Source organism: Streptomyces sp. NPDC093018 (assembly GCF_040684035.1).
Classification (GTDB): Bacteria; Actinomycetota; Actinomycetes; order Streptomycetales; family Streptomycetaceae; genus Streptomyces; species Streptomyces murinus.
On sequence record NZ_JBFBFF010000009.1, the window covers coordinates 188285 to 201677 of the forward strand.

General features: G+C 71.2%; 11 protein-coding genes and 1 pseudogene. 8 read left to right on the forward strand and 4 right to left on the reverse strand.

Features of this window, described 5'->3' with window-relative positions; translation table 11 throughout:
• Window positions 1–42: 42 nt before the first annotated feature.
• Together AB0N90_RS21435 and AB0N90_RS21440 are read left to right on the forward strand one after the other, a co-directional pair.
• The gene (locus AB0N90_RS21435) at window positions 43–465 is read left to right on the forward strand and encodes a hypothetical protein (RefSeq protein WP_365198816.1); all 423 of its coding nucleotides are present in this window, start codon (window positions 43–45) and stop codon (window positions 463–465) included.
• 146 nt (window positions 466–611) lie between these two features.
• Window positions 612–1865 carry a SpoIIE family protein phosphatase gene (locus AB0N90_RS21440; protein ID WP_365198819.1) on the forward strand — a complete coding sequence of 418 codons (1254 nt, stop codon included), beginning with the start codon at window positions 612–614 and terminating at the stop codon, window positions 1863–1865.
• 39 nt (window positions 1866–1904) lie between these two features.
• Here the strand turns inward: AB0N90_RS21440 and AB0N90_RS21445 are convergent, their stop codons facing one another.
• Window positions 1905–3101: a PP2C family protein-serine/threonine phosphatase gene (locus AB0N90_RS21445; RefSeq protein ID WP_365198821.1), complete on the reverse strand. Its 1197-nt coding sequence runs from the start codon at window positions 3099–3101 to the stop codon at window positions 1905–1907.
• An 82-nt stretch (window positions 3102–3183) separates the two neighbouring features.
• Between AB0N90_RS21445 and AB0N90_RS21450 the strand changes: the two genes are divergently transcribed.
• Both AB0N90_RS21450 and AB0N90_RS21455 read left to right on the forward strand, forming a co-directional pair.
• A complete protein-coding gene (locus AB0N90_RS21450) occupies window positions 3184–3648 on the forward strand; it encodes a tautomerase family protein (RefSeq protein ID WP_365198824.1) in 465 nt (154 codons plus the stop codon).
• Window positions 3649–3763: 115 nt separating this feature from the next.
• Window positions 3764–4396 (forward strand): TetR family transcriptional regulator, encoded by a 633-nt coding sequence (locus tag AB0N90_RS21455; RefSeq protein ID WP_365198826.1) that lies wholly within the window; start codon window positions 3764–3766, stop codon window positions 4394–4396.
• Window positions 4397–5387: 991 nt separating this feature from the next.
• On the opposite strand, the pseudogene AB0N90_RS21460 reads toward AB0N90_RS21455, so the two are convergent.
• A pseudogene (locus AB0N90_RS21460) lies at window positions 5388–5587 on the reverse strand (hypothetical protein); the annotation flags it as partial.
• Window positions 5588–5626: 39 nt separating this feature from the next.
• A complete protein-coding gene (locus AB0N90_RS21465) occupies window positions 5627–6697 on the reverse strand; it encodes an aldo/keto reductase (protein WP_365198829.1) in 1071 nt (356 codons plus the stop codon).
• Window positions 6698–6952: 255 nt separating this feature from the next.
• Between AB0N90_RS21465 and AB0N90_RS21470 the strand changes: the two genes are divergently transcribed.
• From AB0N90_RS21470 to AB0N90_RS21485, 4 genes are all read left to right on the forward strand, one after another.
• Complete coding sequence (locus tag AB0N90_RS21470; RefSeq protein ID WP_365198831.1) at window positions 6953–7516, forward strand: TetR/AcrR family transcriptional regulator; 564 nt, start codon at window positions 6953–6955, stop codon at window positions 7514–7516.
• 484 nt (window positions 7517–8000) lie between these two features.
• A complete protein-coding gene (locus AB0N90_RS21475) occupies window positions 8001–9863 on the forward strand; it encodes an ABC transporter ATP-binding protein (RefSeq protein ID WP_365199132.1) in 1863 nt (620 codons plus the stop codon).
• The gene (locus tag AB0N90_RS21480) at window positions 9860–11443 is read left to right on the forward strand and encodes an NUDIX domain-containing protein (protein WP_365198833.1); all 1584 of its coding nucleotides are present in this window, start codon (window positions 9860–9862) and stop codon (window positions 11441–11443) included. The genes AB0N90_RS21475 and AB0N90_RS21480 overlap by 4 nt, the downstream gene beginning before the upstream one ends.
• Window positions 11444–11477: 34 nt before the next feature.
• Entirely contained in the window at window positions 11478–12284 is an 807-nt protein-coding gene (locus tag AB0N90_RS21485; protein WP_365198836.1) for an NUDIX hydrolase, read from the forward strand.
• 158 nt (window positions 12285–12442) lie between these two features.
• Here the strand turns inward: AB0N90_RS21485 and AB0N90_RS21490 are convergent, their stop codons facing one another.
• On the reverse strand, window positions 12443–13348 hold the full coding sequence (locus tag AB0N90_RS21490; RefSeq protein ID WP_365198839.1) for a class I SAM-dependent methyltransferase: 906 nt from the start codon (window positions 13346–13348) through the stop codon (window positions 12443–12445).
• Between the last annotated feature and the right edge of the window lie 45 nt (window positions 13349–13393).

Sequence of the window (13393 nt, forward strand, 5' to 3'; positions counted from 1 at the left end):
CGCCGTCGCCGCCGGAACCTCGACCACGTGAAGGAATCGGACATGCACAAGTTCAAGGCCGCGCTCGTCGCCGCCACCATCGCCTTGGGCGGACTCGGTATCGCCGCCGCGCCCGCCCAGGCGGACACCTGCAAGCTCATGGGCAAGGCCTACAACTGCAGTTACACCGTGACGTCCGAGCCGCTCCCGAACGGCACGCAGCAGGTGTTCGTCATCGGCACCGACCGCGCGGTGTGGACGAACTGGAGCCTGCCCGACGGCAGTTGGTACGGATGGGAGTCCATGGGCGGCGTCGCGCAGAGCGGGATCTCCATCTGGGACGTGAGCGACGGCGGCTGGGTGTTCTCGATCGTCATCACCGGCACCGACGGCAACCCCTGGCACCGCACCCGCTCCGCCGGCGGCACCTGGTCCCCCTGGTCCCTCCCCACCTGCCCCGAGCCGGACTACAACGCGTCGTGCTGACGCCCGGCACGGGCGGCCTCGCGCCCACGAAGGAGCACGCGGGGCCGAGACTCCGGCCGGGCGGGTGAGGCGGACCGGGCGGCCGGCGCGGCCGCGGCCTAGGTTGGGGGCAGGCACCGGCGGCAGCGGGTACGAGGAGTGGCGAGATGGCGGCAGAAGTGGATCACGCGGCCCTGTTCGCAGCCGTCCCCACCCCGTGTCTGGTGCTGGGCCCGGATCTGGTGGTCGCGGACGTCAACCGCGCTTACCTGGAGACCACCGGCCGGACGCGGGACGACCTGGTGGGCCGGCACATCTCTCAGGCTTTCCCCGAGAGCCCCGGTGATCCGGACGCCGACGGACCGCGGAACCTGAACGCCTCCCTGCACCGGGTGCTGGCCAGTCGAAGACCGGACACGATGCCGCTCCAGAAGTACGACATCCCCGTCCCGCACCGGCCCGGCATGTTCGAGGAACGCTGGTGGTCCCCGCTGAACACCCCCGTCCTCGGCCCGGACGGACAGGTGGCGTGGATCATCCACCGGGGCGAGGACGTCACCGCGTTCGTCAAGGCCCACCAGGCCACCCACCCCGCAGGCGTCCGGGTGGGCGAGAAGCTGGAGGCAGCCGAGTCGTTGGAGGCCGAGCTGTACGCGCGGGCGCGGGAACTTCAGCGGCTGAACGAGGAGCTGCGCCAGGCCCACACCCGCGAGCGCGAGGTCGCCGTCACCTTGCAGGAGGCCATGCTGCACACTCCCGACCTGGCACATCACTCCCAGGACGTGGTGGTGCGCTACCAGCCGGCGGTCGGTTCGCTCAATGTGTGCGGCGACTGGTACGACGTCGTCGACATTCCCCCGGACCAGGTGGCGCTGGCCGTCGGCGACGTCATCGGCCACGGCCTCCGGGCCGCCGCGGTCATGGGCATGCTGCGCAGCGCCCTGTCGGCGGCCGTCCGCGCCCTCCCGCGCCCCGCGCAGGCTCTGGAGGTGCTGGGCCTGTACGCCCGGTCGATCGACGACGCGCTCGGCACGACCGCGGTCAAGGCCATCGTCGACCGGCGAAGCCGGCTGATCACCTACAGCAGCGCCGGACATCCGCCCCCGGTCCTGGTGCACACCGACGGCCGGACCGAGCTGCTGGACCAGGCGACCGACCCGCCGCTGGGCGCACGGCCGCAGCATGTGCCCCGCCCGCAGGCCAGCATCCACTACAAGCCGGGCGACACGCTGGTGCTGTACACCGACGGGCTCATCGAACGCCGCGACGAGGACATCGACACCGGCCTGAACCGTCTGACCGATGTCCTGTCCGAGTGCAGCCGCCTGGGCCCCGAACAGGTGGCCGACACCGTACTGGCCCGCCACGGCGTGACCGGCGGCGGCCGCGACGACGTGGCCCTCGTCGTCGTCCGGCTCTAGTCACCTACGCCCCTCCCGCTCCTCCCGGCCGCAGCCCCCTCAGAAATACCCTTCCTTCTCCGAAAGCCCCCTCTCGCGCGCCCCCGGCAACGGCCCCGTCCCCGGGCTCTCCTCCGTCTCCGGGAGCCGGCGGACGGCGTAGATCGTGGTGTCGTCGGTGAGGCGGCGTCCGCTGTGCCGGAGCACGCCGTCGCGGACGCGGCGGACCAGGGGGCCGGGCGCGGCGCAGCCCGGGTCGGCGGCCACCGCGGCGGCGACATCGCCCTGCAGGTCGTAGAACTCGCCCTTGCGGTCACGGGCCTCGGTCACCCCGTCGGTGACGAGCAGCAGCGTCTCCTCCTGCGCGAGCGGCACCCGGCGGGTCGGCGGCAGCCCGCCGGTCAGATCGCAGAGCCCGAGCGGCACCCCGTCACCGCCGGGCAGCTCGCGGACGCCGTGCGGGCCGATCGCGAGCGGCGCCTCGTGCCCAAAGTTGATGACGTCGACCACTCCGGGCGCGCCCCTGGAGAAGGCGACCAGTACGGCCGTGGCGAACCGGTCGCCGTCCTCCTGTCCGATCGCGGTGGTGTGCACGCGGTGCCGCAGCATCCGGATCTCCAGCCGCTCGGCGACCGTCCCGAGATCCTCCTCGTGATACCCGGCTTCCCGGAAGGTGCCGAGCAGCGCGGCCGCCGCCTCCACCGCGCCCAGTCCCTTGCCCTGCACATCGCCGACCAGCACCCGGGTGCCGTAGGGGCTGGGCTGGATGTCGTAGAAGTCGCCCCCGACCTGCGCCTCGACATCCGCGGCGAGATACGCGCCCGCCTGTTCGAGACCGGCCCAGCGCGGGGGCAGCGGGCGCAGTACGGCTCGTACCGAGGTGTCGAGGATGTCCTGCATGCGCAGCATGCGCCGCTCCTGGCGCACCCGTAGCGCCGCCACCAGCGTGGCCAGCGCACCGCCGAGAGCGACGAGGACGAAGTCGGGCAGGCCCGCCTTGTAGTGGTCGGGCCAGGCGTGGTCCACGAGGGCGTACGCCACCAGGGACACCACGGCGATGCAGGCGGTGGCCCCCACCCCGCAGACGGCGGCGGCGAGGCCGGGCACCAGGACGATCCAGGAGACGATCCGGAACTCCGCGCCGGTGTTGAAGTCCAGCATCACGATGCCGATGAGCAGCAGCGACGGCAGCAACCAGGCGTAGCCGCGCATGCGCTCCCACTGCGGGCGGCGCCGCTCGCGCCTCGTCCCGGTCATGGCGCCCGCGTCTCCATGTTCCACAGAGAAGCACGAGGGGCAGCGCCCCGCATGCGGAGCGAGAGACAGGAGATGCGGCGCCATGCCCTACCTTCAGCTGGACGTACCGACCCACTACCCGGCCGACCTCAAGCAGGATCTGGCCCAGCGCATGGGCGCGCAGTTCGCCGAGCTCATGCAGACGACCCCGGACCTGGTGAACGTCGCCTTCCGCGAGCTGGGCGAGGGAGGTGTGTGGAACACCGGCGACGGCGCTCCGGTGCCCGCGGCCGTGCTCACCCTGGCGATACGCCGGGGTCGCTCGGCGGAGCAGCGCGAGCGTCTCGCCGAGGCCCTGCACACCACCGTGACCGAGGCGCTGGGCCTCGACCCGGTCTCGCTGACGATCGAGTTCAGCTACCACGCGGGCGATGACATCTACAAGAAGCGGAACATCGACGGGGTGCTGCGCGGCTCGCTGGGCCGTGACTGGACCCCCGGCGAGGCCGAGCGCTCCTTGCTGGACACCCTCGAACAGGAGGTACGGGGGTTCGGCCCGGCCGAGTGACAGCGGCGACCACGCGCTGCGGGCGGTTCTTCCCTCATGCCCGCCCCTGGCACTGACACCGTGCCCCCGCCCGAGCCGGGCGGGGGCATTTCCGGGATGAATGAGAATGGTGACCATGGCGAGGCAGAACGCGGATCAGCGGCGAGAAGCGGTACTACGGGCCGCGGTGACGGAGTTCGGGCGCTTTGGACAGGACGGCGCCTCGACCACGGCGATCGCACAGGGCGCCGGAATCTCGCAGGGCTACCTGTTCCGGCTGTTCCCCCAGCAAGCGGGCTCTGTTCCTGGCGGCCGTCGAGCGGGCCTTCCAGGAGACCGAGGCCGCTCTGCGCAGTTTTGCCGGCGACTCCCCCACGTTCCCCGAACTGCGGCGGCGATACGAGGAATTGGTGTCGGGCGGGGATCTGCTGCGCCTGCAACTGCACGTCTATTCAGGGGCGTTGGAGGATGCCGAGTGCCAGGAGATCGCGCGGCGCGGCTTCGTCCGGCTCTGGCGCACGGTGGCCGAGCTCACCCGGGCGCCGGCCGCGGAGGTCCTGGACTTCTTCGCTCACGGCATGCTGCTGAACGTACTGGCCGCGCTCGGCTTCCCGCTTCCCACGGGGCGGGACGCGCTGGCCTCTTCGTTCGCATCGTGGGCGACGGAAAGCCCCGCGGAGCCGCCCGTATCGCGACCGGCTTCGTGAGGACACCCGTTCCGTCTCGCACCGGGCCCTGTCGGACGGCCGTACGGCCGCGTCCGCGGTAGTGGCATCCGGTCGGGGAGGGGGCGTTCCCACGGCACTTCGGCCCCACGGGCAGACGCTGCGACCGACTCCGTGATCACGGTTCCTGTGTGCGGGACACTCAGGAATCCGCCCGGTAACACCCCCGTCCCGGCAGCGGACTACGACCTGGGCAGCTGAAGCGCGGCTCGCGCTGAGGCCTCAGGCTGTCGCATCGGCAGCGGGCTTGTCGAGAGGGCGGGCAACGCCATTCCGCCCATCACGTGTTCGAGCTCGCGCAATATGCTCGTCGCCGCGTCCCTTACTCGCGCAGGTACATCGCCACGCTCCGCGACAAGTTGGTGGTAGATCGGAGCGTCCTGGAACATGGGGTCCCTTCCCGTAGTGATCATGACTGGTACGGGCGCCGAGTCTAAGGGCTGTCCGCGGTCGGCCGTGCCTGACGGCAGAACGGTGACCGATTACGTCGAGTCCGCAGCCGCGGCCCGCGCGCCCATCCGGAAGGCCGGGCCCGAGCCCGTCGCCGACGCGAATGCGGACGAGATGCCCCCGCGGCACTTCGCGGAAATGAGGCGCCGTCCGCTCGGCCGCCGCTGAGACTCCGCGTCGTACGCAGCGACGCGGACGCGTTGCTGGGCTGCACGGATTCCCTTCTGCCGACCGGCATTTCGAAGGTCGTGGGGCTCGCCTCCCACCAGTTCGTGATCGACCTCACGCCGCATTTCGGCCCCGAACCACCGTCCACGGCAGCCGCCTTCCGCCCGCGCCGACGGAACCGGGCGATTCGTACGACGGCCCGCGTGACGACCATCGGCGTTTCGGCCACCATGGGCGCCGGCCCGTGACCACCGAGTACCGCCAGCCGTCGCCATATCCCTGGCCGCCGCGAACTTCAGCGCGTCCTCGTCCTTGATCAGCTCCATCGGGCGGACGTCCAACAGCCGCATCCCTCCAGCGACTCGAAGCCGTGCCCTCTGCCCGTGGACGCCATCACCTTTAGACCGGGACGATTCGGACCCGGATTCCCCGCGGAAGCAGCTCGCGGGAGAAGGTGCGGGCCATCGAGCGCAGCGCCGCTTCGCCGGCCGCATGGACGTTGGTGTCCACCATGCCGATGACGTTCGCGATCGAGCCGAGTCGGACAGTGAGACCGCATTCGCCCGGACGGCCACGGCATTCCCGCCGAGCCGCTCGCGTGCCGCGTCGAGCTTGGCCATGTCGATATCCCCGGATGCCGTTGTTCATGAGGCGAATCAGCCGAGAGTTTCGATCTTCAGGCCGCCTGTGGTGACCGTGCGGATGTGATCGCTGGCGAGCAGGTCGTGCGGATTGCCGAGGTCGATGGTGCTGACCTCGTCGAGGCGGGCCAGCTGGGAAGGAGCGAGGTCGACTTGCAGGGCACCCAGGTTGTCCTCCAGCTGCGCGATGGTGCGGGCGCCGATGATGGGCGCTGTCACGTCCGGGGCGTTCAGGGTCCAGGCCAGCGCGACCTGGGCGGGTGTACGGCCCAGCTCCGAGGCCACCTCCTTCACCGCGTCGGCGATGGCAAGGTTGCGGTCGGTGACCCATCCCAGGGCGACGTTGAGGCTCTTGCGGTTGCCGGCGGTTTCGCCGACCACGGAGCCCGCCTGGTTCTGGTCCTCCCGGCTGTACTTGCCGGTGAGCACCCCGCCGCCCAACGGGGCGAAGGGGACCACGCCGAGTCCCATCTCACGTGCCATCGGGATCAGGTCACGCTCCGCGGTGCGCGCGACCAGGCTGTACTCGGTCTCCAGTGCGACCAGTGGCGACCAGCCGCGCAGGTCGGCGATCGCCTGCATGCGCGACACCTGCCAGGCCGGGGCGCTGGAGATCCCCACGTACAGCACCTTGCCCTGCCTCACCAGGTCGTCCAGGCCCCGCAGTATCTCCTCCACCGGCGTCCTGAAATCCCATACGTTCACATAGAGCAGATCGATGTAATCGGTGTTCAGCTGCCGCAGGCTGGCTTCCACCGACGCCAGCATGCTCTTGCGGTGGGTACCCCCGGAATTCGGGTCACCGGGCTGACGCAGCGTCGAGTACTTCGTCGCCAGCACCATCTTGTCGCGGTCGGTGCGGGCGAATTCGCCGAGCAGTCGCTCGGAGCTGCCGTTGGTGTAGGTGCTGGCGGTGTCGAAAAAGTTGCCGCCGAGCTCGGTGTAGTGGTCGAAGAGCTTGCGCGCCTCGTCGCGCTCGGCGCCCCAGCCCCACTCGGTGCCGAAGGTCGCCGTGCCCAGCGCCAGCGGTGAGACCCGGAGTCCGGAACGGCCCAGCAGCCGATAGGTGTCGAGAGTGAGTGCCATCGTGTCCTCCTGTGAGGTGTGGTTCGTGGCGTTCGAGAGGTGCGGATCGGTCGACTCGCCCTGGTTTCAGGCGCCGAGCCCATAGCCGCCGGCCCCGGTGATGAGAGCCGCAGGCATGGCAGACCCTTCGTCGCTGAAGCGATGGGTGAGACCACCCGCAACCGGGGACCTCCCCGGTTGTCTCACCGTACACTGAAACGGGGACGTCCCCGAATAGTTTCCGAGCCTCATCCGCCACTCACGATCGCGAAGGTCATGACACCTCCACGCAGCACCCTGCGCGCCGACGCGCAGCGCAACCGCGAGCATCTGATCGCCACGGCCGCCGAGGCCTTCGCGTCCGGACGCCCGATCTCGCTGGACGCGATCGCCAAACGCGCGGGAGTGGGGAACGCCACCCTGTACCGGCACTTCCCCACCCGAGAGGATCTGGTCGAGGAGGTCTACCGGGACCAGATCCGGCCCTTGCGCGAAGATGCCCGCACCCTGCTGGCTGCCGAGCCGCCCGCGCAGGCCCTCCACGCGTGGATGCTCCGCTTCGCCGACTGGGCCGGTGAACGACGCGGCGTCTGCGAGGCCCTTGTCGCCATGAGCGCTTCCGGCCGCTTCGGCACCGGACCGGTCTGCGACGAGGTCCAGCAGGTCCTGGCGATGGTGCTGGAGGCCGGCGCCGCAGCAGGAGAACTGCGCGGCGACATCGACCCGGTCGAGGTAGGCGGCATCCTCGCCGGTCTGCTCTCCGTGGCCGGCGCACCCGAGCAGCGCCCCCAGCTGAACCGCATGCTGGACATCGTCGTCGACGGGCTCAGGCCCCGCTGAGCGATACGCCGACGGTTCGGCGGGGCGTCGGCCGATGCCGGACGGCATGGCCCCGGCCGCGGCGGTCGTGGCGCCCCGGATCTTGGTGAGGACCGTCGGGACAGTTGCCTGCGTTCGGCTCGTCTCCCGCCTCGGCCGAAAGACGTGTGTTCGACACAGGGGCCCTTGTCGTTGATCCAGGTGACCCGTCCCCGTCCACGGAGGCCACCATGGACCGCTTGCTCAACCCGCAGACCGTCCTCCCGCCCGCTCCCGCCACGCCTGGCCCGCTCGCCCCCACGCCGACGCACGCCCGAAGTGCCGTCGAGTCCGTCCGTGCGGCATGTCCGGATACGAGGTGGGCGGCATGAACAGGGCCACCGATGAATCAGCCGGCCGCGTGCCCGGGCCGCGCACCTCCCCGACAGCAGAGTCCGCCGAAGCCCTCGACCGCTCGGGGGAGCAGGACACGCCGCCTCCGCCGGAGTCCGGTGGCGAACCGCAGATGCGGTACGTCGACCTGACCGGCAGTCGTGAAGCGGCCGGCCGGTCGATCCGGCTGCGTGACATGGCCCGGCGGCTGCCGCAGCTGGTGCGCCGCTCCTTGGCTCTGGCCTGGCAGGTCGACCGACCGGCGACCATCGGCCTCCTGCTGTGCCAGGCCACCGCCGGCGTCATGCAGGCCCTCGGCCTGGTCGCCATCAGCGGCACCCTCACCGCGCTGCTCACCAGCGACGACGTCTACGACCGGCTGCTTCAGGCATGGCCGTCCGTCGCCCTGCTGGCCGGTACCGCAGGGGCCCGCGCGCTGCTGGGCATCACCGTCGGCTGGCTGTCCTCCCGGCTGGGCCCGCTGATGTCGCGCGAGGCCGAGCAGCAACTGCTTCTCGGCTGCGCGGCGGTCGAGTTGTGCGCCTACGACGACCCCGAGTTCAACCGCGCCCGTGAGGCGGCCGACCGCGGCGCGCAGGTCACCGGGGACCTGATCGACGAGGGGCAGGACCTGATCGCCTCGGCCGCCTCCTTCGTCGCCGGAGCGCTCGTGCTGGCCGGAGTGAACTGGCTGCTCCTGCCGCTCCTGATCGCGGCGAGCCTGCCGCAGGCCCTGGCCCAGATCAGTGCCGCGCGGGTGCGGTACCTGGCGAATGTGCGCAGCAACGGCGACCTGCGCATGTTGTCGGTGCTGCGCTGGCACATCTACAACAGGGACGCCGCCGACCAGATCCGCGCCGGCACCATGGCACCGTTCCTGTCCGGGCGGTACCGGGAGACGGTCGCCCGGATCAACCGCGAGGACCGGACCGCGGCCGACAAGGGTGCCCGTATGTCCCTCGTCGGCGCGCTGTGCGGTGGGCTGGGATCGGCCGTCGTATGGGCGGCGGTCGTTCTGCTGCTGGCCGACGGGCGGATCAGCGTCGGTCACGCGGGGACGGCCGTTTTCGCGCTCCAGATGGTCGGCCAGTCGGTCCGCGGCCTGGTGGCGATCGGCGCGCGGGCCGTACGCACGGGCCTGTACATGGACGACTGGAGCGACTTTCTGGAGCGGGCGGGCGGCTTCCGGATGCGCCGCGGCTCGCACCGCCCCGAGCCGCCGAGGACGATCGAGGTCAAGTCGGTCACCCACCGCTACGCGGGCAAGGACCGCGATGCCCTGTCCGATGTCTCACTGACCCTGCGCCGCGGGGAGGTCACCGCTCTGGTCGGCTTCAACGGCTCGGGGAAGTCGACGCTGTCCAAGCTGATCAGTGGCCTGAACCTGCCCACGGCCGGGGAGGTGCTGTGGGACGGGAAGCCCGTCGGCGGGGCCGATCCTCAAGATCTGTGGCGGCAGGTGGCCCTGGTGCCCCAGGACTACGCGCACTGGCCGCTGACCGTGCGCGAGAACGTGAATCTGGGGCAGCCCACGGCGCGCGGCGACACCGCGGTGCGGGAGGCGTGCGAGGCCGCCGGCGCGGACGAGGTGGTCGACCGACTCGCCTCCGGTCTGGACACCCTGCTGGCGCGCGAGTGGCTCAACGGCGAGGAACTCAGCGGCGGTCAGTGGCAGCGCATCGCGTTGGCCAGGGCGTTCTTCCGCGAGGCCGGACTACTGGTCCTCGATGAACCGACCGCGAACCTCGATCCCCGCGCCGAGTACCGCATCTTCCGACGCCTGCGCGATCTGGCCCGGGACCGCGTGGTGCTGCTGGTCACGCACCGGATCACCAATGTGGCCGTGGCCGATCGGATCGTCGTCCTCGACGAGGGCCGGATCGTGCAGGAGGGCACCTACCAGGAGCTGTCCCAACAGGAGGGCATGTTCCAGCAGTTGCTGTCCTACCAGGTCACCTCCGAGGCGACCGGCGAGCAGACCGGGGCCCGCCCATGAGCCACGCCGACGCCGCTCCGGGCCGTACCACCGCCATGGCCGCGCCCGCGTCCCCGCCCGGCTCGCCCACGCCCCGCTCCGCACTCTCCCGAGGTGATGACGTGCCGCCCACCCGCTCCCACATCCGTACGACCACCGAGGCGTACCTGGCCCGGCACCCGCAGGAACGGGACGCCCTGGCCGGGCTGTCGGCCCTCCTCGACGGCTCCGACGAGCCGACGAGCCGCGCGACGCTGCCCGGCCACATCACCTGCGGCGCGGTCGTCATCGACCGCGACCGACGCGTGCTGCACATCGGCCACAAGGCGTCGAAGAAGCTCCTCGTGCCGGGTGGCCATGTAGCGGACGACGGGACCCTGCTGGCTGCCGCGCTGCGCGAGGTGTGCGAGGAGACCGGGCTGCGGCCCGGGGATCTGTGTCTGACCCCGCAGTTTCTCGGTGCACCGGTCGACATCGGCGTCCATGACATCGACGCCGACCCGGCCGAGGGCGAACCCGCGCACCAGCACTTCGACTTCCGCTTCGCCTTCTGCCTCACGGCCGACGCGGCACTTCGGCTCGCCTTGCAGGAGGAGGAAGTCACCGGCGCGCGGTGGCTGCCCCTCGCCGAGGTCGGTGCACCGACGCTGCGCGCCAAACTCCTGGACGCCGAAGCGCGGGGCCTGGACGGTCAGCCCGAGCCGGTCAACGCCTCCGCCCTGATCCACGACGGCCGCGGCCGCTATCTGCTCCATCTGCGGGACCGACGGGACGGCATCTGGGAGCCATGGACCCTCGCCCTGCTGGGCGGCGGCCGCGAGCCGGACGACGCCGACCTGGAGGCGACCCTGCGCCGTGAACTCGCCGAGGAGACACCAGGGTTGGAGATCACCGGCCTGACGTCGTACGCGGTGGAGCCGTCGATCAGTGTCGACGGCCTCGTCGTGCCGACCCAGGTCTTCGAAGGCCGCTGGAGCGGCCACCCCGACTCCGTGGACCTACGGGAAGGGGTCCTCCTCCAGTGGTTCACCGTCGACACGCTCGACCGGCTGCGGCTGAGCCCCGGCCTGGACGACATGATCCGCCGCCATGCCGCCGAGCAGCCCGCGCTCGGCCGCGCGCAGGACAGTGGCTCTCGCCCGCTCAGTGACGCACCGGCGGGGACCGAGCTCCACATCGTCGGTGTCCACCTCTACCTCCAGGATGAGCATGGCCGGCTCCTCCTCGGGCTGCGGCACCCCGATGCGGCCTTCGCGGCCGACACCTGGCACTTCCTGGCCGGGCACTGCGAGCACGAGGCCGCGGTCAACTGCCTGGTGCGGGAGGCCGAGGAGGAGGCCGGGCTCCTCATCGACCCGGCCGGCGTCGAACTCGTCCATGTGGTCCACCTTCTCGACCCGCCCAAGGCCCGCCCTCGGATCCAGCTCGTCTTCCGCGCCCGCACCTGGTCCGGCAGCCCCGAGGTCCTGGAGCCCGACCGGTGCGCGGAGTGGCGGTGGTGGCGGCCCGAGGCCCTCCCGCGCCAGCTGGTCCCCTACGCCCGCACCGCCATCGAGGGCATCCTCGCGGGTCGCTCCTACTCCGAACTGGGCTGGTCGTGACCGCGATGTCCGGCCCCATGACAGGAGGTGCACGATGAACCACGACCTGGAGTCCGCCGCCAAAACCCGTCCGCCGGATCCGCCGGGGCGGGCGGTGGCCCGTGCGGCGACGCCCGCCGATGCCGAGGTCGTCATCCGGATGCGCTCCGCGCTGCTCGATCAACTCCGGGACGAGCACGTCACCTTGTTCGAACTGCACACCAGTGAAGAAGCGGCCCCGCTCTACCGTGAGTTGGGGTTCGCGGCCAGTCCCGCGCTGATGCGGATGACGCGATTCGAGGAGCCTGTGAGCGGCACGGACAAAGCGCGGGACGCGGACGTCCCGCTCGAAGGACGACAGGGCTGGATGCCGCCGGAGCAATACGCGGAGACGGTTCCGAAGGCAACGTGCTTCGCCTGCCTGTACTTCACCGACGAGGACGACAGACCCCTGCAACTGCACTCCGTCTACTCCCCCGCGCATCCCTGGCAGTTGGCGGGCGGCACGATGGACGCGGGCGAGCGTCCGTGGGAGACGGCCGTACGGGAGTGCAGGGAGGAGACCGGTCTGACGGTGTCCGGGCCGCCGCGACTGCTGGCGACGGTGTACGGACTGCCCGGCGCCGAGTGGCCGTACAGCACCGTCGGCACCGTCTTCGACGGCGGCCGCCTCTCGGCGCAGCAGATCAGCTCCATCGTCCTGGACCCGTACGAGCACGACGAGTTGCGCGTACTTGCCCTGCCCCGGTGGCGGGCGCTGATGCCGTCCCGTGACTTCGCCCGCCTCGGCGCCGTGGCCGAGGCCCGGCGAACCGGCCGGGCGGCCTACTTCGACACCTGGGACTGGGGCCCGACGGAGTGACCGGAGCGCCGTGACGGTGCGCGAGGACGGCGGGCTCCGGTCGACGCCCTGGTGATCGAGGTCGTCGGGAGGGGCCCGGCGTCCTCGCGCATCCCGGTGAGGCGGCGCGGCCGGTCCCGGTCAGATGGCCGTTGCTGCCCGCGCCTGGCCGACCGGGGTCAGAGGGGGGCCTTGTCCGCGAACACCCACCTGTTGCCCTCCAGGGCGTCATTCGGCTCGGGGAGAGGGCCGCGGCCGTGTCGATGGGTGAATTCGAAGGGGGTGTGGACCGAGGTGGACCAGCCCTTGGCCGTCAGGTGGCCCGCGGAGTCGGGGCGGGGTCCCCTGTCGAAGAGGTGGAGCAGGTCGATGCCGATCTGTTCGCGGGTCGCCGTGTAGATCGCGCTGTCGCGGTACTGCAGCAGGTCCTTCTCCAGCTTGGCCTCGTACGCCAGGGCGCTGCCCTCGGCGCTCAGCCGGTCCACCATGTCGATGAGGAAGGTCTCGGCGGGGCTCGGCAGGTAGAAGAGCAGCCCCTCGGCCAGCCAGACGCTCGGCACGGCCGGGTCGAAACCGGCGGTGGACAGCGCGGTGACCCAGTCGTCGCGCAGATCGACCGGCACGGGAACGCGCTTCACCCTCGGCGTGGCCGACAGGTCCGTGAGCACCTGGTGCTTGAACGCCAGCACGCCCGCCCGGTCGATCTCGAAGACCACGCAGTCGGACGGCCAGTCAAGCCGGAAGGCGCGGGTGTCCAACCCCGCGCCCAGCAGCACCACTTGGCGGGCGCTCGTACGGACCGACCGGAGGAGGAAGTCGTCGAGGACCCTGGTGCGCAGGCCGAAGTAGCGGGCGAACCGCCCCCACAGCGGATCGGCGTCCCCGTCCGGGACCTGCTGGATGCGCACCGGCCAGTCCGCGCACGCCGGGGCGGCGCGCACGAAGGGTTCCGCGTAGATGTCCTGGGCCAGGCTGTCGTGGCGGTGGGTCTCGATCGCCCGTGCCGCGGCGACCAGGAGGGCGGTCAGGCCCACTCCCCCGTCCACGCCTTCCACGTCCGTGTGCTGCGGCGCCGCATCGACCATGTTTCCTCCGTTGGCGGAAGTGGGGACTGCGAGGGGCCTGCTTGC

Excerpts from the sequence above, each read along its gene's own strand:
- AB0N90_RS21435 (WP_365198816.1), top strand. The coding sequence starts at position 43 with ATGCACAAGTTCAAGGCCGCGCTCGTCGCCGCCACCATCGCCTTGGGC.
- AB0N90_RS21440 (WP_365198819.1), top strand. The coding sequence starts at position 612 with ATGGCGGCAGAAGTGGATCACGCGGCCCTGTTCGCAGCCGTCCCCACC.
- AB0N90_RS21445 (WP_365198821.1), bottom strand. The coding sequence starts at position 3,101 with ATGACCGGGACGAGGCGCGAGCGGCGCCGCCCGCAGTGGGAGCGCATG.
- AB0N90_RS21450 (WP_365198824.1), top strand. The coding sequence starts at position 3,184 with ATGCCCTACCTTCAGCTGGACGTACCGACCCACTACCCGGCCGACCTC.
- AB0N90_RS21455 (WP_365198826.1), top strand. The coding sequence starts at position 3,764 with ATGGCGAGGCAGAACGCGGATCAGCGGCGAGAAGCGGTACTACGGGCC.
- AB0N90_RS21465 (WP_365198829.1), bottom strand. The coding sequence starts at position 6,697 with ATGGCACTCACTCTCGACACCTATCGGCTGCTGGGCCGTTCCGGACTC.
- AB0N90_RS21470 (WP_365198831.1), top strand. The coding sequence starts at position 6,953 with ATGACACCTCCACGCAGCACCCTGCGCGCCGACGCGCAGCGCAACCGC.
- AB0N90_RS21475 (WP_365199132.1), top strand. The coding sequence starts at position 8,001 with ATGCGGTACGTCGACCTGACCGGCAGTCGTGAAGCGGCCGGCCGGTCG.
- AB0N90_RS21480 (WP_365198833.1), top strand. The coding sequence starts at position 9,860 with ATGAGCCACGCCGACGCCGCTCCGGGCCGTACCACCGCCATGGCCGCG.
- AB0N90_RS21485 (WP_365198836.1), top strand. The coding sequence starts at position 11,478 with ATGAACCACGACCTGGAGTCCGCCGCCAAAACCCGTCCGCCGGATCCG.
- AB0N90_RS21490 (WP_365198839.1), bottom strand. The coding sequence starts at position 13,348 with ATGGTCGATGCGGCGCCGCAGCACACGGACGTGGAAGGCGTGGACGGG.